General features: G+C 73.3%; 15 protein-coding genes and 1 pseudogene. 9 read left to right on the plus strand and 7 right to left on the minus strand.

Annotated elements, in window-relative coordinates:
- Positions 1–16 precede the first annotated feature (16 nt).
- Positions 17–1,645 carry a carboxyl transferase domain-containing protein gene (locus ACRWNP_RS05280; protein WP_431959755.1) on the minus strand — a complete coding sequence of 543 codons (1,629 nt, stop codon included), beginning with the start codon at positions 1,643–1,645 and terminating at the stop codon, positions 17–19.
- Positions 1,646–1,785: 140 nt separating this feature from the next.
- Here ACRWNP_RS05280 and ACRWNP_RS05285 point away from each other — a divergent pair, with 140 nt between their 5' ends.
- The 3 genes from ACRWNP_RS05285 to ACRWNP_RS05295 are packed head-to-tail and all read left to right on the plus strand — an operon-like array spanning position 1,786 to position 4,518.
- A complete protein-coding gene (locus ACRWNP_RS05285) occupies positions 1,786–2,409 on the plus strand; it encodes an SACE_7040 family transcriptional regulator (protein ID WP_431959756.1) in 624 nt (207 codons plus the stop codon).
- Positions 2,410–2,447: 38 nt separating this feature from the next.
- A complete protein-coding gene (locus ACRWNP_RS05290) occupies positions 2,448–3,605 on the plus strand; it encodes an acyl-CoA dehydrogenase family protein (protein WP_431959757.1) in 1,158 nt (385 codons plus the stop codon).
- Between the two features lie 31 nt (positions 3,606–3,636).
- Positions 3,637–4,518 (plus strand): acyl-CoA thioesterase, encoded by an 882-nt coding sequence (locus ACRWNP_RS05295; protein WP_431959758.1) that lies wholly within the window; start codon positions 3,637–3,639, stop codon positions 4,516–4,518.
- Positions 4,519–4,802: 284 nt separating this feature from the next.
- Here the strand turns inward: ACRWNP_RS05295 and ACRWNP_RS05300 are convergent, their stop codons facing one another.
- Positions 4,803–5,612 (minus strand): phosphatase, encoded by an 810-nt coding sequence (locus ACRWNP_RS05300; RefSeq protein ID WP_431959759.1) that lies wholly within the window; start codon positions 5,610–5,612, stop codon positions 4,803–4,805.
- Positions 5,613–5,715: 103 nt separating this feature from the next.
- The gene (locus ACRWNP_RS05305; protein WP_431959760.1) at positions 5,716–7,212 is read right to left on the minus strand and encodes a PucR family transcriptional regulator; all 1,497 of its coding nucleotides are present in this window, start codon (positions 7,210–7,212) and stop codon (positions 5,716–5,718) included.
- 128 nt (positions 7,213–7,340) lie between these two features.
- Between ACRWNP_RS05305 and ACRWNP_RS05310 the strand changes: the two genes are divergently transcribed.
- The 5 genes from ACRWNP_RS05310 to ACRWNP_RS05330 all read left to right on the plus strand — a co-directional run bounded on the left by ACRWNP_RS05310 (position 7,341) and on the right by ACRWNP_RS05330 (position 17,021).
- Positions 7,341–8,813, plus strand: a complete 1,473-nt coding sequence (locus ACRWNP_RS05310; RefSeq protein WP_431959761.1) for a sodium:solute symporter — start codon at positions 7,341–7,343, stop codon at positions 8,811–8,813.
- Positions 8,814–8,865: 52 nt separating this feature from the next.
- Positions 8,866–9,828, plus strand: coding sequence for an agmatinase (gene speB / locus ACRWNP_RS05315; RefSeq protein WP_431959762.1), 963 nt, complete (start codon positions 8,866–8,868; stop codon positions 9,826–9,828).
- Entirely contained in the window at positions 9,825–11,432 is a 1,608-nt protein-coding gene (locus ACRWNP_RS05320) for a thiamine pyrophosphate-binding protein (RefSeq protein WP_431959763.1), read from the plus strand. The genes speB and ACRWNP_RS05320 overlap by 4 nt, the downstream gene beginning before the upstream one ends.
- A 266-nt stretch (positions 11,433–11,698) precedes the next feature.
- A complete protein-coding gene (locus ACRWNP_RS05325) occupies positions 11,699–15,475 on the plus strand; it encodes an ABC transporter ATP-binding protein (RefSeq protein ID WP_431959836.1) in 3,777 nt (1,258 codons plus the stop codon).
- Positions 15,476–15,611: 136 nt separating this feature from the next.
- Positions 15,612–17,021 (plus strand): S28 family serine protease, encoded by a 1,410-nt coding sequence (locus ACRWNP_RS05330; RefSeq protein WP_431959764.1) that lies wholly within the window; start codon positions 15,612–15,614, stop codon positions 17,019–17,021.
- 328 nt (positions 17,022–17,349) lie between these two features.
- Here ACRWNP_RS05330 and ACRWNP_RS05335 read toward each other — a convergent pair whose 3' ends face one another.
- The 3 genes from ACRWNP_RS05335 to ACRWNP_RS05345 form a co-directional block, all read right to left on the minus strand.
- Positions 17,350–19,143: a glycoside hydrolase family 3 protein gene (locus ACRWNP_RS05335; RefSeq protein ID WP_431959765.1), complete on the minus strand. Its 1,794-nt coding sequence runs from the start codon at positions 19,141–19,143 to the stop codon at positions 17,350–17,352.
- 83 nt (positions 19,144–19,226) lie between these two features.
- On the minus strand, positions 19,227–20,210 hold the full coding sequence (locus tag ACRWNP_RS05340; RefSeq protein WP_431959766.1) for a hypothetical protein: 984 nt from the start codon (positions 20,208–20,210) through the stop codon (positions 19,227–19,229).
- A 70-nt stretch (positions 20,211–20,280) separates the two neighbouring features.
- Positions 20,281–21,186, minus strand: coding sequence for a LysR family transcriptional regulator (locus ACRWNP_RS05345; RefSeq protein WP_431959767.1), 906 nt, complete (start codon positions 21,184–21,186; stop codon positions 20,281–20,283).
- A gap of 113 nt (positions 21,187–21,299) precedes the next feature.
- On the opposite strand from ACRWNP_RS05345, the gene ACRWNP_RS05350 reads away from it, so the two are divergent.
- Positions 21,300–22,301 (plus strand): EamA family transporter, encoded by a 1,002-nt coding sequence (locus tag ACRWNP_RS05350; protein ID WP_431959768.1) that lies wholly within the window; start codon positions 21,300–21,302, stop codon positions 22,299–22,301.
- Here ACRWNP_RS05350 and ACRWNP_RS05355 read toward each other — a convergent pair.
- Positions 22,288–22,965 (minus strand): annotated as a pseudogene (locus ACRWNP_RS05355) (sugar phosphate isomerase/epimerase family protein); the annotation flags it as partial. The gene ACRWNP_RS05350 and the pseudogene ACRWNP_RS05355 overlap by 14 nt on opposite strands.

The raw sequence follows: 22,965 nt of genomic DNA on the forward strand, positions 1-22,965 counted from the left end.
CATCACTGTGCTCCCCCTACATCCGGAAGACGCCGAAGCCCGGCGCCTGCGGATCGCGTTGCGGAATCGGCGCGTTGGCGCACGCGGTCAGGGCCAGTCCCAGTGCCTGACGGGTCTGCAGGGGGTCGATGACCCCGTCGTCCCACAGCCGGGCGGTCGCGTAGTAGGCGTTGCCCTGCTCCTCGTACTGGGCGCGGATCGGAGCCTTGAAGCCCTCCTCGTCCTCCGCGGCCCAGGTGTCGCCGGCCGCCTCGATCTGGTCGCGCTTGACGGTGGCCAGCACGGAGGCGGCCTGCTCGCCGCCCATGACGGAGATCTTGGCGTTGGGCCACATCCACAGGAAGCGCGGCGAATAGGCGCGGCCGCACATCGAGTAGTTGCCCGCGCCGTAGGAGCCCCCGATGACCACGGTCAGCTTGGGCACCCGGGTCGTGGCCACCGCGGTGACCATCTTGGCGCCGTGCTTGGCGATGCCGCCCGCCTCGTACTGACGGCCCACCATGAAGCCCGAGATGTTCTGCAGGAAGAGCAGCGGGATGCCGCGCTGGTCGCACAGCTCGATGAAGTGCGCGCCCTTCTGGGCCGATTCGGAGAACAGGATTCCGTTGTTGGCGACGATCCCCACCGGGTGGCCGTGGATCCGGGCGAAGCCGGTGACCAGCGTCGTGCCGTACTCGGCCTTGAACTCCGCGAAGCGGCTGCCGTCGACGAGGCGCGCGATGACCTCGCGGACGTCGTAGGGGGTGCGTGGATCGACCGGGACCGCGCCGTAGAGCCCGGCCGGGTCGACGGCGGGCTCCTCGACGGGCGCGACCGTCCACGGCAGGTCGGCGCGGGCGGGCAGGGTGGCCACGATGTTCCGCACGATGCGCAGGGCGTGCGCGTCGTCCTCGGCCAGGTGGTCGGTGACGCCGGAGGTGCGGGAGTGCACCTCTCCGCCGCCGAGCTCCTCGGCCGTGACCACCTCGCCGGTGGCGGCCTTCACCAGCGGCGGGCCGCCGAGGAAGATCGTGCCCTGGCCGCGGACGATCACCGCCTCGTCGCTCATCGCGGGGACGTAGGCGCCGCCCGCCGTGCAGGAGCCGAGGACGGCGGCGATCTGCGGGATGCCGCGCGCGGACATGGTCGCCTGGTTGAAGAAGATCCGCCCGAAGTGGTCGCGGTCGGGGAAGACCTCGTCCTGCCGGGGCAGGAAGGCGCCGCCGGAGTCGACCAGGTAGACGCACGGCAGCCGGTTGTCCAGGGCGATCTCCTGGGCGCGCAGGTGCTTCTTGACCGTCATCGGGTAGTACGTGCCGCCCTTGACGGTGGCGTCGTTGGCGACGATCACGACCTCGCGGCCGGAGACCCGGCCGATCCCCGCGACGACGCCGGCGGCCGGGGCCTGGCCGTCGTACATGCCGTCGGCGGCCAGCGGGGCGAGCTCCAGGAAGGGCGATCCGGGGTCGAGCAGCCCGTCCACCCGGTCGCGGGGGAGCAGCTTGCCGCGCGCGGTGTGCCGGGCGCGGGCCTTCTCGCCGCCGCCGAGTGCGGCCGCGGCGAGCTTCTCGCGCAGTCGCGCGGACAGCTCGGCGTGCGCCTTCTCGTTGGCGCGGTAGGCCTCGCTCGCCGGATCCGCGGCGCTGGCGAGGACGGGTGCTTCCATGTCACGGGCCCCCGGAGGAGTTAGCGGTCGTTAACGTGTTGTCGACCACGTTAGCGGTCGTTAACACGGCTGTCTAGAATGGTAGGACGATGAGACGGCGGGGGCATCCGCGGACCGGAGGCCTCGCGGAAAGGTGCGGTGTGGAGCCCACGAGGACTGCGGCCAGGGCGGCCGGCGGCAGGCGCGACCAGATCCTGAGGGAGGCCGCGCGGCTTTTCGCCGAGCGCGGGTTCCACGGGGTCGGCGTGGACGAGATAGGGGCGGCCGTCGGCATCAGCGGCCCGGGGCTGTACCGGCACTTCGCCGGCAAGGACGCGATGCTCGCCGAGCTGCTCGTCGGGATCAGTGGCCGGCTGCACGCGGCGGGCCGCATGCGCGTGGCCGAGGCGGACGGCGCCGCCGCCGCGCTGGACGCCCTGGTCCGCGGGCACATCGACTTCGCCCTGGACGACCGGGCGCTGATCATTCTCCACGACCGTGAGCTGGACCGGCTGCGCGACTCCGACCGCAAGCTGGTGCGCCAGCTGCAGCGGCAGTACGTCGAGCAGTGGGTCACGGTCGTCCGCGAGGTCCACCCGGGGGCGGCCGAGTCCGAGGTCCGCGCGGCCGTGCACGCCGTCTTCGGCCTGCTCAACTCCACCCCGCACCTCGGCCCGCACGGGGGGCTGCCCGGCCGCGCGGCGACCGCCGTGCTGCTGCACCGGCTGGCCCTGGGCGCCTTCGCCGCTCTGGACAGCGCGCACAACCGGGAAGTAACTTACTGAGCGCTTGCTTATCGCTCGGTGTGCAGAGGAGGCGCCACGTGCGTCGCACGGTATTCAACGAGGACCACGAGGCCTTCCGGGAGACGATCCGGGACTTCATCGCCAACGAGGTCGTACCCGTCTACCCCGAGTGGGAGGAGGCGGGGTACCCGCCCCGTGACTTCTACCGGCGCCTGGGCGAGCTGGGCATCTTCGGCATCGAGGTGCCCGAGGAGTACGGCGGGGCGGGCATCACGGGCTGGAAGTTCAGCGCCGTGGTGACCGAGGAGTGCGCCCGCGCCGGCGTCAGCTTCGGCAGCAGCGGCGTGCACACCGGCCTGGTGCTCCCGTACCTCCTCGAGTTCGCCAACGAGGAGCAGAAGAAGCGCTGGCTGCCCGACTTCATCAGCGGTGACATGATGACCGCCATCGCCATGACCGAGCCCGGCACCGGCTCGGACCTGGCCGGCATGACCACCAGCGCGAAGCTCTCCGAGGACGGCACCCACTACGTCCTCAACGGCGCCAAGACCTTCATCACCGGCGGCGTGGTCGCCGACCGCGTGCTGGTCGTCTGCCGCACCTCGCCCGCCACCCCGGAGGACCGTCGCCGCGGCCTGTCGATCCTCGCGGTCGACACCACGAGCGAGGGCTACGCCGTCGGCCGCAAGCTGGAGAAGATCGGGCTGCGCACCTCCGACACCGCCGAGCTGTCCTTCACCGACGTCAAGGTCCCGGTCGAGGACCTGCTCGGCGAGGAGGGCAAGGCCTTCTCCTACCTCGCCCACAACCTGCCGGTCGAGCGCCTCGCGATCGCCGTGGGCTCCTACGCCCAGGCCGACGCCGCCGTCCGCTTCGCGACCCAGTACGTGCGCGACCGCAAGGTCTTCGGCAAGGCCGTCGCCGAGTTCCAGAACACCAAGTTCGTGCTCGCCGAGTGCGCCTCCGACGTGGACGCCATGCAGGCCGTCGTCGACCGGGCGCTCGAGGCGCACGAGCACGGAGACCTCACCGCCGCCGACGCCGCCCGCGCCAAGCTCTTCTGCACCGAGACCGCGGCCAAGGTCATCGACCGCTGCCTCCAGCTGCACGGTGGCTACGGCTACATGCTGGAGTACCCGATCGCCCGCTTGTACGCGGACAACCGCGTGCACCGTATCTACGGCGGCACCAGCGAGGTCATGAAGTCGATCATCGCCAAGTCGATGGGGCTGTGACCGCACGGTCCGCCGACCCCGAGAGACACACGTGACCAACCACGCACTGCAGTCGCTGCTCGATCTGCTCGACCTCGAGCGGATCGAGCAGGACATCTTCCGCGGCGCCAGCCGCCCCGCCGTCGTCCCCCGCGTCTTCGGGGGCCAGGTCGCCGCACAGGCGCTGGTCGCGGCGGGGCGCACGGTCCCGGAAGGACGCGACGCCCATTCCCTGCACGCCTACTTCCTGCGCATGGGCGACCCGGGCGCGCCGATCGTCTACCAGGTCGACCGCATCCGGGACGGCCGCTCCTTCACCACCCGCCGGGTGGTCGCGGTACAGCACGGGCAGCCGATCTTCCACCTGTCCGCGTCCTTCCAGACGTACGAGGACGGGCTGGAGCACCAGGAACCGATGCCGCCGGCGCCGGAACCGGAGACCCTGCCCACCGGCGAGGAGCTGCTGCTCCCGCACCGGAACCGGTTCCCCGACCCCTCGGTCGTGGACCGTCTCCTGGAGGCGCGTGCCGCCGTCGACCTGCGCTACGTCGACGCCCCGCCCTTCCTCGCCGCCGGCGCGGGCCCGCGCGAGCCCCGTTCCCAGGTGTGGTTCCGCGCCAACGGCAAGGTCGCCGACGACCCGCTGCTTCACGTCTGCCTCGCCACCTATGTGTCGGACATGACGTTGCTGGACTCCGTGCTGCTGGCCCATGGGCGCGGCGGCTGGGCGGTCGGGGACGTTGTCGGCGCCAGCCTGGACCACGCCATGTGGTTCCACCGGCCGTTCCGCGCCGACGAGTGGCTGCTGTACGACCAGCAGAGCCCCTCCGCCTCCGGCGGGCGCGGGCTCGGCACGGCGCGCATCTACACCCAGGACGGGCGGCTGGCCGTCTCCGTCATCCAGGAGGGCGTGGTCCGCGTACCGCGGGGCTGAGTCACCGCGTCACCGGTCCACCTCCAGCGGCAGTGCCGCCCGCACCAGGAAGCCGCCGTCCGGCTCGGGGCCCGCGTTCAGGGTGCCGCCCAGGCCTCGGTCGCCGCGACGGTGACCAGGCAACCGTCGACGGTGGCCGGGGCAGCCGCACGCGGCGTCCCCGGCGCGAGCCCGGCCCGGTGCGCCAGGATCGCCGGCGACACCCGGTCGGGACGCCGCAAGGACGGCGGCCCGGGGCCCGTCCGGGAAACAGCCGGCCACGCCCGAGGGGGCGTGGCCCGCTGTCAGGCGGGACTGGTCAGGCCCGCCGCGTCCAGGAGGTAGGCCGTCATCGGGTCGTAGTGGCGCGGGTCGGTTACGTGGTCGTCGAGCGGGACGGTCACCGAGACGGTGCCCTCCGCCTCCGCGAGGAAGAGCGCCGGGTCGTTGCAGTCCGCGAAGCCGACGGCGTCGATGCCGCGCTGCCCGGCGCACCCCGCCCAGCCGTGGTCGGCGACGACCAGGCCGGGCAGCGGCCGGCCCTGCGCGGCCAGCGCGTCCAGGACCGCCGCCATCGGGCCGGGGGAGTGGGTGTGCCACAGCGTTGCGCCACGCTCCAGCATGGCCACGTCGCAGAACTGGAAGACGCCGCCCTCGTCGGTGGACAGCCCGTCAGGGATCGCGACGACCTCGGCCCCGGCGGCCCGGCTGGCCGCGGCCAGGGTGCGGTGGACGTCCAGTAGACCGCCGGGGTGGCCGGTGGCGAAGAGCACCCGCTGCCCGCCCTCCACGGCCTTGCAGAGCATCCGGGCGGCCCGGTCCAGGGCACTGATCGTCAGTTCGGGATCGATGGTGTCCTGCCCGCGGAGGTGGCCGGGGTCGGCGACGACCCCGCAGCGCTCGGCCATGACCGCCAGCACCGCCTCCTCGTCCGTCCAGCGGTCGCCGAACTCCAGACCGAACCAGTAGTGGCGGTCGCCCTCGGCGAGTCTGCGGTAGTGGGAGCGGTTGTTCTCGCGGGGGGTGGCGACGTCGCCCGCGATGCGCGTGCGTACGAGGTGGTCGGCGAGGGCCTTGCGGGACGGCACGGTGACATGGGGCAGCATGCCCCCCATTGTCGCCTGCTGTCGGACGTGCGTGCGGGGGGCCGCCGATCGACGCCGGTCCGTTACCTCCTGCCGGGGCGTCAGACAGCACGCCGCGGCGGGGCGGACGGGCTCACAGCCAGCGCAGCGCGAACCACAGCTCCATGCGTACGTCCGGGTCGTCCAGGTCCGCCTCCAGCAGGGCCGCCGCCCGCCCGACGCGCTGGCGCACGGTGTTGCGGTGCACCTCCAGCGCGACGGCCGTCCGGTCCCAGCTGCCGTGCAGACCGATCCAGGTGCGCAGTGTCTCCACCAGGGCGGGCGAGTCCGCCACCGGCGCCAGCAGTTCCCGCGCCCTGGACCTGGCGTCGTCCGGGGTGACCAGTCCGCTCATGCCGGGACCGGCCCCGCGGTGGGTCACCAGGGGCACCCGGGTGGCGACCGCCCGGCGCAGCGCGCCCGCGGCCTGGCCGTCCCCGGTGACGAGGGCGGCCACCGCCACCGGGCCGCTCACCCCGAGGGTCCACCCCGGCTGGGCGGTCACCTCGCGGCCGGCCGGCAGCAGCAGGCGTACGACGGCGTCGCCCGGCTCGATCAGCGCTGTGCCCAGGGCCGCGCCGAGGGCCGCGGCCGCCAGCGGTCCGGCCGGGCCGCCGCGCCTGTGGGCGTGCACGACGGCCCAGCGGGTCTCCGGCCCCAGCAAGGGGGCCGCCTCCTGCGGGTCCGCGCCCAGCAGCAGCCGTACCAGCGCCGCGGACCGGCCCGCCTCCGCGCTGCCCAGGTGCGGCCCGGTGAGCAGCGAGAGGAGCACCGCGGCGACGTTGGCGACCGCGTGGTCGCCCGGATCGGGGTGGCCAGTGGCCAGGACGAGCGCCGGCCGCTCGCTCGGGGCGCCGCCGGCGAGGGCGTACGCCGAAAGGCGCGTCCCGGCGTGGGTGTCGGTCGCCGAGGAGGGCGCGTGCGCGTCCGGCGCCGGGCGCACCACCCGGGCGAGCCGGGCCGCCGCCGCACGCGCTCCCGGGTCCGGGGCGGTTCCCGCGGCGTACACCTCGGCCCCGTCCGGAGCGATCAGCGCGGCCCATGCGCCCAGGCGGCCGGCGAGCCTGCGCAGGACCGAGGGCACGGGGTCGGGGCGCGCGGCGGCCGCGGCGAGGGCCTGCTGCGCCTCGGTGACGTGCCTCAGCTCACGCACGCGGGCCTCGCCCATGGCCTGCCAGACCGCCCGCGCGACCGCGGTGAAGGGGGTCCGCGGCGGCACCTCCACCAGCGGCAGGCCGTGCCGGTCGCAGGCGGCGACCAGCGCCGCCGGGGTCTCGTCGTGCACCGGGGCGAGGCCGAAGCCGAGCGCCGCCGCCCCCGCCTCGCGCGTGCGGGCCACGTAGCGGTCCAGGTAGGCGTCGGCACCCGCCGCCGACGCGAAGTGCACCCCCGCGGTCAGCAGCAGCTCCCCACCGAGCAGGTAGGGGAAGGGGTCCTCCATCTCACTGGTGTGCACCCACTGGACGCGGATGTCCCTGTCGGCCGCGGACGGGCCCGCGACCTGGCGCAGCCCGAGGTCGGGCAGGGCGAGCAGAGTGGCGAGCGGGATCGGCGGGGTGGGCGGCGCCAGGTCCTGACGCGGGGGAGCCATGTGTGTTTCCTCCATGCGGACCGGTTGCGGTGGATGAAACGTACACTTCAGCGCTTCTTCCCGGCCACCTATCGTCACCGCAGAGGAAAGCCCGCGGCTCCGCCCGCGCAACCGATGGAGGAGGGCTCATGGCCGTCGACTACGCCGTGATCATCGGCTATCTGGCCGGCATGCTCGCCGTGGGCTGGTGGGGCATGCGCCGCGCCAGGTCCAAGAGCGAGTTCCTGGTCGCCGGCCGCCGGCTGGGCCCGTCGATGTACTCCGGCACCATGGCCGCGATCGTCCTCGGCGGCGCCTCCACCATCGGTGGCGTCGGCCTCGGGTACCAGTACGGCCTGTCCGGCGCCTGGATGGTCTTCACCATCGGCCTCGGCCTGCTGGCGCTGAGCGTCTTCTTCTCCGCCCGCATCGCCCGCCTGAGGGTGTACACCGTCTCCGAGATGCTCGACCTGCGCTACGGCGGCTCGGCCGGCGTCATCTCCGGTGTCGTCATGTGGGCGTACACGCTGATGCTCGCGGTGACCTCGACCATCGCGTACGCGACGATCTTCGACGTCCTGTTCGGCCTGGACCGCACCCTGGCGATCATCCTGGGCGGTGCGGTCGTGGTCGCCTACTCCACGCTGGGCGGCATGTGGTCGATCACGCTCACCGACATGGTGCAGTTCGTGGTCAAGACCCTCGGCGTGCTGGTCCTGCTCCTGCCCATCGCGGTGGTCAAGGCGGGCGGCTTCGCGCAGATGAAGGCACAGCTTCCGACCGAGTACTTCGCGCCCCTGGGCATCGGCGGACAGACGATCTTCACCTATGTGCTGATCTACACCTTCGGCATGCTCATCGGCCAGGACATCTGGCAGCGGGTGTTCACCGCCCGCAGCGACAGGATCGCCAAGCTCGGCGGCACCGCCGCCGGTGTCTACTGCCTGGTCTACGCGATCGCCGGCGCCGTCATCGGCACCGCCGCCAAGGTGCTGTACCCGAACCTGGCGGCGCCCGACGACGCCTTCGCCACCATCGTGAAGGACGCGCTGCCGGTGGGCGTGCGCGGCCTGGTGCTGGCCGCGGCGCTGTCCGCGGTGATGTCCACCTCCTCCGGCGCGCTGATCGCCTGTGCCACCGTTGCCAACAACGACATCTGGTCGCGGCTGCGCGGCGTCGTCTCCCGCGGGCGGGACGACGAAGAGGGCGCGCACGACGAGGTCTCGGGCAACCGCGCCTTCATTCTGATCATGGGCGTGGCCGTCATCGTCACCGCCATCGCGCTGAACAATGTCGTCGAGGCGCTGACCGTGGCCTACAACCTCCTCGTGGGCGGCCTGCTGGTGCCGATCCTCGGCGGTCTGCTGTGGAAGCGCGGCACCGCGGCGGGCGCCCTCGCCTCGGTGGCCGTCGGCGGCCTGGCCGTCGTGGGATTGATGGCCTGGAAGGGCATCCTGGCCAACGAGCCCGTCTACTACGGCCTGCTCGCCTCCCTCGTCGTCCACATCGCGGTGAGCCTCGCCACCAAGCCGACCGACGCCGCCGTGCTGGCGGCCTGGCGGGAGCGGCTGGCCGGACGGACCCCCGTCCCGGCCGCCGAGGGAACCGTTCCAGTCGGATAAAGTCACAAAGCGAGCAGAGCGCAACGAAGCGTATGAAAGAAGGCAGTCACCCATGAGCAGCACCGAACCGCGCGGCCCCATCGACTCCTCCCGCACCCCGCGGTACGCCGGGCCCGCCACGTTCGCGCGGCTCCCGCGCCTGGACGAGGTCGGCGCCACCGACGTCGCCGTGGTCGGCGTGCCCTTCGACGCGGGTGTCTCCTACCGACCCGGTGCCCGCTTCGGCGGCAACGCGATCCGTGAGGCCTCCCGCCTGCTGCGCCCGTACAACCCCGCACAGGACGCCTCGCCCTTCGCGCTCGCCCAGGTCGCGGACGCCGGTGACATCGCCGCCAACCCGTTCGACATCCACGAGGCCGTCGAGACCATCCAGGCCGCCGCCGACGACCTGCTCGGCACCGGCGCCCGCCTGATGACCCTCGGCGGCGACCACACCATCTCGCTGCCCCTGCTGCGTGCCATGGCCCGCAAGCACGGTCCGGTCGCGCTGCTCCACTTCGACGCCCACCTCGACACCTGGGACACCTACTTCGGGGCCGAGTACACCCACGGCACCCCGTTCCGCCGGGCCGTCGAGGAGGGCGTCCTCGACACCTCCGCGCTCTCCCACGTCGGCACCCGCGGCCCGCTGTACGGCAAGCAGGACCTCACCGACGACGAGAAGATGGGCTTCGGCATCGTCACCTCCGCCGACGTCTACCGGCGCGGCGCCGACGAGGTCGCCCAGCAACTGCGCGAGCGCATCGGCGACCGCCCGCTGTACATCTCCATCGACATCGACGTCCTCGACCCGGCCCACGCCCCCGGCACGGGCACCCCCGAGGCCGGCGGCATCACCTCCCGTGAGCTGCTGGAGATCCTGCGCGGCCTGGCCTCCTGCCACCTGATCTCCGCCGACGTCGTCGAGGTCGCCCCTGCCTACGACCACGCCGAGATCACCAGCGTCGCGGCCTCCCACACCGCCTACGAGCTGACCACGATCATGACCCGGCAGATCGCGGCGAGCCGCGCATGAGCGAGCGGAACGGCGGAGACCTGGTCGTCGAATCCCTGGCGGCGTTGGGCGCGACGACCGTCTTCGGGCTGCCCGGGCAGCACGCCCTCGGCGCCTTCGACGCGCTGCGGCGCTCGAAGCTGGAGTACGTGGGGCTGCGCGTCGAGAACAACGCGGGCTTCGCCGCGGACGCGTACGCCAGGGTCACCGGCGGGGCCGCACCCCTGCTGGTCTCCACCGGCCCCGGCGCGCTGATGACGCTCGCCGCACTGCAGGAGTCGGCCGCCGCCTCGGCGCCGGTCGTCGCCATCGGCAGCCAGGTCCCGGTCGCCGGCCTCGGCGGTGGCCGCCACGGCTACCTGCACGAACTCGTCGACCAGAAGGCGTCGTTCCGCGACATCGTCAAGTCGGTGCACACCGTCCGCGCCGCCTCCCAGATCCCCTCGGCCCTCGCCGCCGCCTGGGAGTCGGCCCTGACCGCGCCGTACGGGCCGGTCTGGGTGGAGATCCCGCAGGACGTGCTGCTCGCCCCCGTGACCGTCCCGCCGGTCGGGGAGCTGGCCGCCGAGCCCCGGCCGCTGCACCCGCGCGCCGAGCTGATCGCCGAGGCCGCGGCGCTGCTGTCCCGCGCCGAGCGGCCGGTCGTGCTGGCCGGCGGCGGGGTGGTGCGCGCGGGGGCCGAGGCCGCGCTGCGCGCCCTCGCCGAGCGGCTCGACGCCCCCGTCGCCTGCACCTTCGGCGGCAAGGGGGCCTTCCCGTGGGAGCACCCGCTGTCGCTGCGGAGCTGGCTGGAGGACCGGCACACCACCGACTTCCTGGAGGACGCCGACGTCCTGCTGGTCGTCGGCTCCGGACTGGGCGAGCTCTCCTCGAACTACCACACCTTCCGCCCGCGCGGCAGGGTGATCCAGGTCGAGGCGGACCTCGGCAAGCTGGAGTCCAACCACCCGGCGCTCGGCATCCACGCCGACGCCCGGCTCGCCCTCGGCGCGCTCGCCTCCGCCGTCGGCGAGCGCCGCGACGCGGGTGCGCGCGAGGTGGTGGCGGCGCTGCTGGAGCGGGTCCGGGAGCGCATCGACGGCCAGGACCTCGGCCTGGAACGGCGCGTCCTCGCCGCCGTGCGGGACGCCCTCCCCGAGGACGCCCCCAGCTTCTGGGACATGACGATCCTCGCCTACTGGGCATGGTCCGCCTGGCCCGGCCCGATGCACTCCGCCCAGGGCGCCGGCGGCCTCGGCTACGGCTTCCCCGCCGCGCTCGGCGCGGCCGCCGCGGACCGCACCCGGCCCGTGCTGGCCGTCTCGGGCGACGGCGGCGCGATGTACTCGATCGCGGAGCTCGCCACGGCCAGGCAGTACGGCCTGCCCGTCACCTGGCTGATCGTCGACGACGGCGGCTACGGCATCCTGCGCGAATACATGACGGACGCCTTCGGCGAGGCCACCGGCACCGAGCTGGCCCGGCCGGACTTCGTCGCCCTCGCCGCATCCTTCGGCGTCCCGGCGGTCCGCACCAGCCCCGAGCGGCTCCGGGACGACCTCGCGGAGGCCCTCGCGGCGCCCGGCCCCTCCGTGGTCGTGCTCCCCGCCCGCTTGCGGATGTTCGCGCCGACGCACCTGGGGTGACCCGAGGGCCCGGAGGCCGGGACCCGGGCACAGGAACCCGGTCCCGGCCACAGGCGAAACGTTTCGGATCGCTTGGTCCCAGGACCTCCGCCCGGGCACTGTCGGACCTTCGCCGTAGTTTTGTTGCAGGAGGATGAAATCCGCACTCCAGGGCGTTGTGATCCTCCGGCGAGAAGGACGGGACAGGAGGACACCGGGTGGCGGCGAAGGACGACCAAGCGAAGGCCGGGAAGGCCGTGGCGGCCGAGGGCTGGCTGCGGCGGCTGATGCGTTACTGCTGGCGCTACCGGTGGAACGTGGGCCTCGCGCTCGGTTCCTCGCTCGCGGGCATGGCCGTGATGGCGCTCGTGCCGCTCGTCCCCAAGCTGATCATCGACGACGTCATCGTCAAGCACGACAAGCCGCTGGCCCCCTGGGCCGGTGTGCTGATCGGCGCCGCGATCGTGGTCTATCTCATGACGTTCCTGCGGCGCTTCTACGGCGGCAGGCTCGCCCTCGACGTGCAGCACGACCTGCGCACGGACATGTTCCACTCGCTCACCCGGCTGGACGGCGCGCGCCAGGACGAGCTCAACACCGGTCAGGTCGTCGGCCGGGCCACCAGTGACCTGCAGCTCATCCAGGGCCTGCTCTTCATGGCGCCCATGATGATCGGCAACGTCCTGCTGTTCGTCCTGTCGATCGTCGTGATGTTCGTGCTCTCGCCGCTGCTGACCGTGATCGCCCTCGCCGTCGCGCCCGCCCTGTGGTTCCTGGCCGACCGCAGCCGCAAGCGGCTCTTCCCCGCCACCTGGTACGCGCAGGGCCAGGCCGCCGCCGTCGCCGGGATCGTGGACGGCTCGGTGACCGGCGTCCGCGTCGTGAAGGGCTTCGGCCAGGAGCAGCAGGAGATGTCCAAGCTGCGCTCGGTCAGCGAGCGGCTCTTCGCCGGGCGCCTGCGCACCATCAGGCTCAACGCGCGCTACAGCCCCGCCCTGCAGGCCGTGCCCTCGCTCGGGCAGGTCGGCATGCTGGCGCTCGGTGGCTGGATGGCCGTACGGGGCCAGATCACCCTGGGCACCTTCGTCGCGTTCTCGACCTACCTCGCGCAGCTGACCGGACCGGTGCGCATGCTCACCATGATGCTCACGGTCGGCCAGCAGGCCAGGGCCGGGGTCGAGCGCGTCACCGAACTGATCGACACCCGGCCCAGCCTGGAGGAAGGCACCGGGCAGCTGCCCCGCGAGGCCGCGGCCACCGTCGAGTTCGACCACGTCAGCTTCGGCTACGACCGCACGCGCCCCGTGCTGGACGACTTCTCGCTCACCGTCGAGCCCGGCGAGACCGTCGCCGTCGTCGGGGCTTCCGGCAGCGGCAAGTCGACCGTCTCGTTGCTGCTGCCGCGCTTCTACGACGTGACGGGCGGCGCCGTCCGCGTCGGCGGCCGGGACGTGCGCGACCTCACCTTCGGCTCCCTGCGCGACGCCATAGGGCTCGTGCCGGAGGACAGCTTCCTGTTCTCCGACACCATCCGCGCCAACATCGCCTACGGCCACCCCGACGCCACCGACGAGCAGATCCTGACCGCGACCCGGCACGCCCAGGCGGACGCGTTCATCAGTGCCCTGCCCGAGGGGTACGACACCGTCGTCGGCGAGCAGGGGCTGACCCTCTCCGGCGGCCAGCGTCAGCGCGTCGCCCTGGCTCGTGCCATCCTCACCGATCCGCGGCTGCTCATCCTCGACGACGCGACCTCCGCCGTCGACGCCCGCGTCGAGGCGGAGATCCACGACGCGCTGCGCGAGGTGATGGCGGGCCGTACGACCCTGCTCATCGCCCACCGGCGGTCCACCCTCGCCCTCGCCGACCGGATCGCCGTGCTGGAGGCCGGCCGGCTGGTCGACGTGGGCACCCACGAGGAGTTGGAGGCGCGCTGCCCGCTGTACCGGCGGCTGCTCACCGACCCCGACGAGCTCGGTTCGGACGTCGTCACGCACGACCCCGCGGGCGAGGTCGTGCCCCTCACCCAGTGGCCCGGTGAGGCCGCGGCCGCGGACCCGGCCGCAGGTCCGGCCGCCGCGGCTCCCGCGCAGGGCGGTGTGACCGCGGCCCTGTGGCCGCAGGACCGCCGGCGCCGCGACGAGGACACCGGGCCGCTGCAGGCGGCGCCCTCCCCCGTCGTCGCGCGCGGCGGCCCCGGCGGCATGGCCTCGGCCATGGCCGGGATGCCCGCCACCCCCGAACTGCTCGCGCAGGTGGCAGCGCTGCCCCCGGCCCTGGACACCCCGGACGTCGACGAGGCCGGGGCGGCCTCGGTCGAGAAGGACTTCGGACTGCGCAGTCTGCTGCGCGGTTTCCGCGGCCCCCTGCTGCTGAGCCTGCTGTTCGTCGCCGTGGACGCGCTGGCCGGGCTGCTGCTGCCGGTCCTGATCCGGCACGGCATCGACTCCGGCGTGCGGCAGGCCGCGCTCGGCGCCGTCTGGACCGCCTCACTGCTCGGTGTCGCCGTCGTCGCCGCGCAGTGGATCGCGCAGTGGGGTTCCACGCGCCTGACCGGCCGCACGGGAGAGCGAGTGCTCTACACGCTCCGGGTGAAGATCTTCTCCCACCTGCACCGGCTCGGGCTCGACTACTACGAGCGCGAGCTGAGTGGCCGCATCATGACCCGGATGACCACCGACGTCGACGCGCTGTCGACGTTCCTGCAGACCGGTCTGGTCACCGCGCTGGTCAGCGTGCTCACCTTCCTCGGCATCCTGGTCGCGCTGCTGGTGATCGACGTCCAGCTGGCGCTGATCGTCTTCGCCACCCTGCCGGTGCTCTTCCTGGCCACCTGGGTCTTCCGCCGCAAGTCCGTGAAGGCCTACGAGCTGGCCCGGGAACGGGTCAGCGTCGTCAACGCCGACCTGCAGGAGCATGTCGCCGGGCTCCGCGTCGTGCAGGCATTCCGCGGCGAGCGCGGGGGCGCCGAGCGCTTCGCCGACCGCAGCGACGCCTACCGGCAGGCGCGCGTGCGCGGCCAGTGGCTGATCTCGGTCTACTTCCCCTTCGTGCAGCTGCTGTCCAGCGTCGCCGCCGCCCTGGTGCTGATCGTCGGCGCCCACCGGATCGGCGCGGGCACGCTCACCGCCGGCGCCCTGGTGGCGTACCTGCTCTACATCGACTTGTTCTTCTCGCCCGTGCAGCAGCTCTCGCAGGTCTTCGACGGCTACCAGCAGGCGTCGGTGTCCCTGGGCCGCATCCGCGAGCTGCTGCGGACTCCGACCGCGACGCCGCCCGCCGAGTCCCCGCGCGAGGTCGGCAGGCTGCGCGGCGAGATCGCCTTCCGCGACGTGCGCTTCCGCTACACCGAGGAGGGCGCCGAGGCGCTGTCCGGGATCGACCTGCGGATCCCCGCGGGGCAGACGGTGGCCTTCGTCGGCGAGACGGGAGCGGGCAAGTCGACCCTGGTCAAGATGGTCGCCCGGTTCTACGACCCCACCTCGGGCGCCGTCCTGGTCGACGGCCAGGACATCCGCGAGCTCGACCTGACCGCCTACCGGCAGCGGCTCGGCGTCGTCCCGCAGGAGGCGTACCTCTTCGAGGGGACGGTCCGCGACGCCATCGCCTACGGGCGGATGGACGCCACCGACGCCGAGGTGGAGGCCGCGGCCCGCGCCGTCGGCGCCCACGACATGATCGCCACGCTGGACGGCGGCTACCTGCACCCGGTCTCCGAGCGCGGCCGCAACCTCTCCGCCGGACAGCGGCAGTTGATCGCCCTGGCCCGCGCCGAACTGGTCGACCCCGACATCCTGCTGCTCGACGAGGCGACGGCCGCCCTGGACCTGGCCACCGAGGCGCTGGTCAACCAGGCCGCCGACCGGCTCGCCGTACGCCGCACCACCCTGGTCGTCGCCCACCGGCTGACCACCGCCGCCCGCGCGGACCGGGTCGTCGTCCTCGACCGCGGCCGGGTCGTCGAGGACGGCACGCACGAGCAACTCCTCGCCGCCGACGGCCGGTACGCCGATCTGTGGCGCACCTTCATCGGAGAGGACGAGAGCAGCGAGGCCGTCGCCTGAGGCGGCCGCCCCCGCGCGCCCGTGGCCCGGACCCGGTGGTCCGGGCCGCGGCTCTTTGCCCAACGCCCCCTGGCGGCAGGCCACTTCCTCCTCATAGGTTCACGGGCGACGCCCGTCGAACCCCGAAGGAGGGGGCATGCGCAACGCGCTCAGATGGCTGCTGGCGCTGGTGTTGCTCATCGGCACCGCCGGCGGTGGAGTCGCCACCGCGACCGCTGACGAGCCGGACATCAAGGACCGCATCCTGGCGATACCCGGGATGAGCCTGATCGAGGAGAAGCCGGTCACCGGCTACCGCTTCTTCGTCCTTAACTACACGCAGCCGGTGGACCACCGGCACCCGTCCAAGGGAACGTTCCAGCAGCGGATCACCGTGCTGCACAAGGGGACCGGCCGGCCCACCGTCTTCTACACCTCCGGCTACGGCCTGTCCACGACCCCCTCCCGCCGTGAGCCGACGCAGATCGTCGACGGCAACCAGGTCTCCATGGAGTACCGCTTCTTCACCCCGTCCCGCCCGGCCCCCGCCGACTGGTCGAAGCTCGACATCTGGCAGGCCGCCAGTGACCAGCACCGCATCTTCCGGGCGCTGAGCCGGATCTACGCCGGGAACTGGCTCGCCACCGGCGCCAGCAAGGGCGGCATGACGGCCACGTACTACCGCCGCTTCTACCCGCGCGACATGGCCGGCACGGTCGCCTACGTCGCCCCCAACGACGTGGTGAACAACGAGGACTCCGCCTACACCCGCTTCTTCCGCACCGTCGGTACCGCCGACTGCCGGGCGCGACTCGACGCCGTGCAGCGCGAGGCCCTCGTCCGCCGGGACGAGATCGTCGCCCGCTACCAGAAGTACGCCTCCGACAACGGCCTGACCTTCACCACCGTCGGCAGCGCGGACAAGGCGTACGAGAACGTGGTGCTGGACCTGGTGTGGGCCTTCTGGCAGTACCACCAGCAGGCGGAGTGCGCCGACGTGCCCGCGGCGACCGCGACCACGGACGCCATCTACTCCTTCGTCGACTCCGTCTCCGGCTTCGACTTCTACACCGACCAGGGCCTGGAGTACTACACGCCGTACTACTACCAGGCGGGCACCCAGCTCGGCGCCCCGACGTTCGCCACCCCGCACCTGAAGGGTCTGCTGCGCTACCCCGGGATCTACCAGCCGCGCTCCTACGTGCCGCGCTCCATCCCGATGCGCTTCCAGCCGCACGCGATGCACGACGTCGACTCCTGGGTGCGCCACCACGCCGAGCGCATGCTCTTCGTGTACGGGACCAACGACCCGTGGGGAGCCGAGCCGTTCCGCCTCTCGCGGGGCGCGCACGACTCGTACGTGATGTGGGCGCCCGGTGCCAACCACGGCGCGGTGATCGGCGCGCTGGGCGCGGCCGACCGCGCGAAGGCCACCGCTGAGGTGCTGGAGTGGGCCGGGGTCGCCCCCGCGGCCGTGCGTGCCGACCCAGAGGCCGCTCGGCCCCTGGCGGCGTACGACGCCAGGCTCGACCGGAGCACCGAGGCCGCCGGACGCCTTCCCTTCTGATCGGGCCCCAGAGCCGGCGGCCGCTCCCACGCCCGCCGGCGCGCCGCCCACACCGACGTACAGCGCCGTCCCCGCGGGGCAGGAGCGGCGGCCGCGGGCCACCTCCATGACCCGGAACCGTGGGGCGTGCGGCCCCGAACCGTCGCAGGGCGTCTCCTTCATCTGTCCCTTCCGGGACGGGTGGACGCAGTCGCCCGCGATCGTGCGGGGCCCGCCGCCCCCGCCCGGGTCTCCCGGGTGCGGGGCCGCCGGCTCGCGCGAGGCCCGTTCTCGGCGGGATAGGTGGCGTGGCCCGTTTCCGGGAGGGGCCGCCCCGCGCGCGGCGTGCTCAGTACCGCAGGCCCCAGCCGACGGGGTAGAGCGTTTGCGCCGGGTCGTCCGCCGCCGGCACGGCCACCGGCAGCTTCCCGGTGGGCCGTACCGCGCCCGCCAGCACTCGTGCCGCCGCCCGCATCGACACGTCCGTCCAGCCGTAGGTGGCCAGCGCGGCGGCCACCCCGTCCAGCCGGGCGATGTCGTACGGGTTGCGGATCGCGATCTGTACCACCGGCACACCCGTCGCGACCAGCGCGTTCACCAGCGCGACCTGGCCCGTCGACGCCCCGGTGACGTTGTACGTGGCGACCACCACGGCGTCCTTGTCGCCCGCGGCGGCCACCGCCCGGTCGATCGTCGCCTGCCCCGGCGCGGTCCCGGTCGACAGGACCTGCGCGGTGTGCCCGAGTCCGGCCAGGGCCGCGCCGAGCACTGCGGTGGGCGGGCCTCCGGTGCCCGAGGGCGCGGCCGGGTCGGCGCCGACGACCAGCAGCCGCCGGTGGGCGGGCAGCGGCAGCGCCCCGCCGTTCGCCAGCAGAGTGACGGTGTGTTCGGTGATCCGGTCGGCCTCGGCCAGGTGGCCGGGGGTGCCGACCACCCGGTCGACGCCGCGGTGCGTGACGTACGGGTCGTCGAGCAGCCCGCGTCGCGCCTTGAGCATCAGGACCCGGGTGAGCGACTCGTCGAGGCGTTCCTCGGTGAGCTCGCCGGACTTCACGGCGGCCAGGACGCCCTGCCACGCGGTCTCCAGGACCGGCGGGTTGAGCAGCTGGTCGGCCCCGGCCTTCAGGGCGAGCACCGGGACCCGGTCGTCGCCGTACTTCTGGCGCACGCCCTCCATGCCGAGGGAGTCGGTGACGACCACGCCGTCGTAGCCGAGTTCCTCGCGGAGGATGCCGGTGAGGATCGGCCGGGAGAGCGTCGCGGGGTCGCCGGAGTCGTCGAGGGCGGGGACCAGGATGTGCGCGGTCATGATCGAGTCGATGCCGGCGGCGATCGCCGCGCGGAACGGCGGGGCGTCCAGGCGCCGCCACTCCTGCGCCGAGTGCGTGATGACCGGCAGTTCGAAGTGGCTGTCGGTGCCGGTGTCGCCGTGGCCGGGGAAGTGCTTGGCGGTGGCGGCGATCCCGGCCCGCTGGTAGCCCTCCACCTGGGCGGCGACGAGCGCGGCGACGGCCCCCGGGTCGGCGCCGAAGGATCGCACCCCGATGACGGGGTTGGCCGGGTTGACGTTCACGTCGGCGACCGGCGCGTAGTTCTGGGTGATGCCCATTGCCGCCAGCTCGGCCCCGGCGACGGCCGCGGCCCGCCGGGCGTCCCTGGTGCTGCCGCCCGCGCCGAGCGCCATCCCGCCGGGGAAGAGCGTGGCGGGGGAACCGACGCGGGCGACGGCGCCGTGCTCCTGGTCGGTGGAGATCAGCAGCGGGATCCGGGAGGCCCGCTGTATGCCGTTGGACAGGTCGGCGATCTGGTGCGGATCACGGGTGTTGTGGGCCCACGCGAAGTAGATGATGCCGCCGACGTGGTACTTGGCGATCAGCTCGGCCGCGTTGGCGACCCCGATCTCCGCCTGGTTCGCGGCCACGTCGGCCGGATCGGGGGCGGTGGCCGAATGACCGTACACGCGCATCACGAAGAGCTGGCCGATCTTCTCCTCGACGCTCATGCGGTCGATGATCGCGCGGACGCGTCTGCGGTCCGCCGCGGCCGCGTTCGCGGTGCCCGGGACGCCGAGGGCGAGGGCGGTGGAGGCGGCCGCGGTGGCACCGAGCACCGTGCGGCGGGACGGGTGAGGACGGCTGTGCATTTGACGGACTCCTTCCGGCAGGAGGAGACGGGAAGCACCTGAAAGAAACTTTCAAGCAGATACGCTTAGCCGGAAAGTAATTGTCAGTCAATGAGTCGGGCGTGCGCGGGCACGAGACGGGACGGGACCGAGAGCACCGCCACGTAGTACTGCGCCTGGATGCAGCGAATGTGCTCGTCCCCGATCGGCGCCGCCGACAGCTCCCGGCGGCCGATCGTCAGAACGGCGCCGGTGGGCCGGCAGCCCGACAGCACGAAGCCGAAGCGCCGTTCGTCGCCGCGCCGCGGCTGGCCGGCCAGCTGCTTGCGCACCGTGTCAGCGTCCCTGCGGGGCAGGTTCGCGAGGAAGGCGTCGAGCTGACGGTCCGTGGTGACCTCGGCGCTGCGGCGGCCCCTCGGCGCCTCCGAGCCGTTGAGGCTGTTGAACGCCACCGTGCGCCCCGGGGCGGGCGGATCGGCCCGCGGATTCTGCTCCTGGGTGAAGCGCGGCTCCTTCGGCATGCGGTCGCGCGGCACCTCGAAGAGGACGATCACCTGATTGGCGACCAGGCACCGGCCCATCGGGGTCTGGGCGAGGCCCAGCAGCAGCCGGCTGCCGTTCCGGAAGAGGACGGCGTCCTTCGTGCTGTTGCAGCCGGTGGTGCGGCTCCAGGCGACCAGGACCGAGCGTGAGAAGTCGGTACGGGCGGCGCGCGAGGCGATCGCGTCGGCGATCCGGGGGTCGGACTTCATGAAGTAGCCCGGGAACCGGGCCAGGTCGCGCTCGTTGTCGAGGACCGTGTGCACCGCGGGCACGCCGCGCGTGGTCTGCTCGAAGTACATGCGGCGGGTGGAGACCGCTCCGCCGGCCGGCGGGGACCCGGCGGTGGACGGGGCCGGGGCCGCCGGGGCGGAGGCCGTCGGCGTCGGAGGCGGCGTGACGACGGCGGAGGGGGCGGGGCCGCCACCGGCGTTGTCGAAGGGGGGCGCACCGGTGGCGGACTGCTGCCGGCCGCAGGCGGCGGAGAGGGTTGCCAGCGACGCAGCCAACAGCGTGACCGACACCGCTTTGCGGAGACTCAGACTCACCGGCAGCACATCGGTTGGACGGGAGCGGGACCGATACGGTTCCCTGCGCGTGGGCGACATCCGCCCATGGTCAGGCAACGACCCGGGGGTAGTGCGCCCGCAACGCCCGAACGGTCTCGGTGATCGCCGGACGTCGCGACGCCCCCGTCCGCCACAAGGCGTAAAGCCGCCGCACGGGCGCCGGTTCCAGCGGCACCACGACCACCCCGTCCGGCACCGGCCCGCGCCCCAGCCGCGGCACGAGCGCGATCCCCAGTCCGGCCGCCACCAGCGCCAACTGTGTCTGGTACTCGGCGACCTGGAACGCCAGGTCCGGCTCGGTGCCCGCCTCCCGCAGGGTCCGCACCAGCCAGTCGTGGCACACGTGCCCGGGCGGCTGGCAGATCCACCGCTGGTCGACGATGTCCTCGCGGACGAGCGCTCCGCGCGCCGCCAGCGAGTGCCCGGCCGGGACCAGCACGTCGCAGTGGTCCTCGCCGATCACCACCCGCTCCAGGCCCTCGGGCGCGGGCAGCGGGGCGATGTCCCAGTCGTGCACCACGGCCAGGTCGACGACACCGCGCGAGACCAGGTCGACCGAGAGGTGGGCGCCCTCCTCCACCAGCCGCAGTTCCAGCGACGGGTGGTCGGCCGTCAGCCCGGCCAGCACTTCCGGGAGCAGCCCGCGTGCGGCGGTCGGGAAGGCGGCCATGGTCAGCCGTCCGGTGGGCCGGCCGCGCCGCTCCTCCAGCGCCACCTCGGCCCGCTCGACGATCGCCATCAGCTCCTGCGCGGTCTCCGCCAGCAGCTGGGCGGCCTCGGTCAGCGCCACGCCGCGGCCCTGCCGCTCCAGGAGCGTCGTCCGGGTCTCCCGCTCCAGCTTCGCGATCTGCTGGGAGACGGCGGACGCGGTGTAGCCGAGGGCGGTGGCCGCGGCGCCCACCGATCCGTGCACATGCACGGCGTGCAGCGCCCGCAGCCGGGCCAGGTCCAGCATCCGTTCACCTCGTCATCCCGGGTGCGCCAATGACGCACTGTTCAGCAAAACTGAAGTTGACAGTGCAGCGATAGTCGCTGGTGCTTAAGAGTATGGTGCCCGATGCTGGAGCGATGCGACCGGTACACCTCGCCCTCGCGGTCCTCGTCGCCGCGGTCTGGGGCGTCAACTTCGTGGTCATCGAGGTCGGGCTGGGCCACTTCCCGCCACTGCTCTTCTGCGCCCTGCGCTTCCTGGTAGCCGCCGTGCCCGCGGTCTTCTTCGTGCGCCGTCCCGGCGTCGCGCTGCGCTGGATCCTCGCCGTCGGACTCGTCCTCGGCGTCGCCAAGTTCGGCCTGCTGTTCATCGGCATGAACCAGGGCATGCCCGCCGGGCTCTCCTCGCTGGTGCTCCAGGTCCAGGCGGTCTTCACCGCCCTCCTCGCGGTCGTCCTGCTGGGCGAGCGGCCCGGCCGGCTGCGGATCGCGGGCATGGGCGTCGCGTTCGCGGGAATCGGCGTCGCCGCGTACGACGAGGGCACCTCCGGGCCGCTCGGCGCGTTCGTGCTGGTCGTCGCGGCCGCCGCCTTCTGGGGGCTGTCCAACGTCCTCACCCGCCGCGCCGCCCCGCCGGACGCGCTGAGCTGGATGGTCTGGGTCAGCCTCGTCCCGCCACTGCCGCTGCTCGCCCTCTCGCTGGTCTTCGAGGGCCCCGCCGCGGACGCCGCCGCGCTGCGCGGCCTCGACTGGAGCGGCGCCGGAGCGATCGTCTACGTCGCCTGGATCACCACCGTCTTCGGCTTCGGTGCCTGGGGCTTCCTGCTGCGGACGTACGACGCCTCCACGGTGGCCCCGTTCTCCCTGCTGGTCCCGGTGTTCGGCATGACGTCGGCGGCCCTGTTGCTGGACGAGGGAGTCGGCCCGCTGCGCTGGACGGCCGCCGTGCTGCTGGTGGGGGGCGTCGCCGTGACGTCGCTGGGCTCGATCCGGCCGGGCGCCGGCCTCAGGCCGACTCGCCGAGCAGCCGCAGCAGATGTGAACGTCCCCGCGACAGCAGTTCCGGCAGCGCCCGCACCTGCGGGTACCAGCGCTTCTCGTACTCCCAGCACAGCCAGCCGTCCCAGCCCGCGCGGCTGAGCAACTCCACCGTGCCGGCCAGCGGCAGTGCCCCGTGCCCGAGCGGCAGCGGGGTGGTGTCCTGCGCGGAGGAGACGTCCTTGACCTGCACATAGCCCAGGTAGGGCGCGAGTACCGGGTAGGTGTGCTCGGGCTGTTCGCCGCCCAGCCAGGGGTGCAGCACGTCCCACAACGCGCCCACGTGGTGATGACCCACCAGCCCCAGGATCCGTGCGACGTCCGCGCCGGTCCGGTGCGAGTCGTGGGTCTCCACCAGCACCCGCACGCCCGCGTCCGCCGCCTGCGGGGCCACCGCTGCCAGCCGGCGGGCCGCCCGGGTGTCGGCGGCGTCGCCGTCGTCGTCACCGGCGCCGGGGAACACCCGTACGTAGGAGGCGCCGAGGTCGGCGGCGAGGCGCACGTGGTCGCGCAGCCCGCGCAGCGCGGGGGCGTCCTCACCGGGCGCGGCCACCTGCACGTAGGAGGCGACCGCCAGAACCGCGACTCCGGAGCCGCGGAACTCCCGGGCCACGTCGGCACGCTGCCGTTCCGTCAGGCCGCTGTGCACCGGCTCCTCGTGGCCCGCCCGCAGCTCCACGCCGTGGTAACCGTGCTCCGCGGCAAGCCGGACCACGTCCGGCACGGGGAGCCCCGGCACGCCGAGGGTCGAGAACGCGAGCTTCAC

Source organism: Actinacidiphila sp. bgisy160 (assembly GCF_965342435.1).
Taxonomy (GTDB): Bacteria; Actinomycetota; Actinomycetes; order Streptomycetales; family Streptomycetaceae; genus Actinacidiphila.